Source organism: Pseudomonas sp. Pseusp88 (assembly GCF_047303955.1).
Lineage (GTDB): Bacteria > Pseudomonadota > Gammaproteobacteria > Pseudomonadales > Pseudomonadaceae > Aquipseudomonas.
This window is the reverse complement of sequence record NZ_JBGLYM010000095.1, coordinates 1-497: the sequence shown is the minus strand read 5'-3', so window position 1 is coordinate 497 and position 497 is coordinate 1. Positions and strand designations below refer to the sequence as shown.

Sequence of the window (497 nt, the reverse complement as noted above, 5' to 3'; positions counted from 1 at the left end):
CCGCCCGGCCCTACCAGTGCGCCAATCAGAAATGATGGATCAACGGCGGCCAGAGAGATAAAGATGACTGCTGTAATTCCGGTAAACCACTTCAGAAATGGCAAGATCCATTTCGGGAAATCTTTCCACTCGCACTCCTCTACTCCTGACTTTGTAAAACGGTAGGCGAAATTTACTCGCTGATGAGTCATGCAGGAAATTGTAAATGATATAACTGCATAAAAAAAAACGCAGGACATGGTTCGCCAAGGTTGACTCATCCCTTCATACACCGAATACATGATGAACGAACCACCAATGATTAGCGCATTCATAAATGCAAACATGCAGTTGGCTATAAATGTATTGTAATTGCGCGCTCGTATCGTCCATCCCAACAGTTCCGGCTCATGGGCATACGTCCATTGCAGCTGGGGCGGCAGTGCAGGCGGTTTAATAAAATTGAACATTATCGAGCTTCGTCATTTTAGTTAGGAATGGATAGTTGCATTAGCTCG

The 497-nt window shown here is 45.3% G+C and carries 1 pseudogene; it reads right to left on the bottom strand.

Annotation, left to right across the window (positions count from 1 at the left end):
- Positions 1-449, bottom strand: a pseudogene (locus tag ACCD02_RS32615) (hypothetical protein); the annotation flags it as partial.
- Positions 450-497 lie beyond the last annotated feature (48 nt).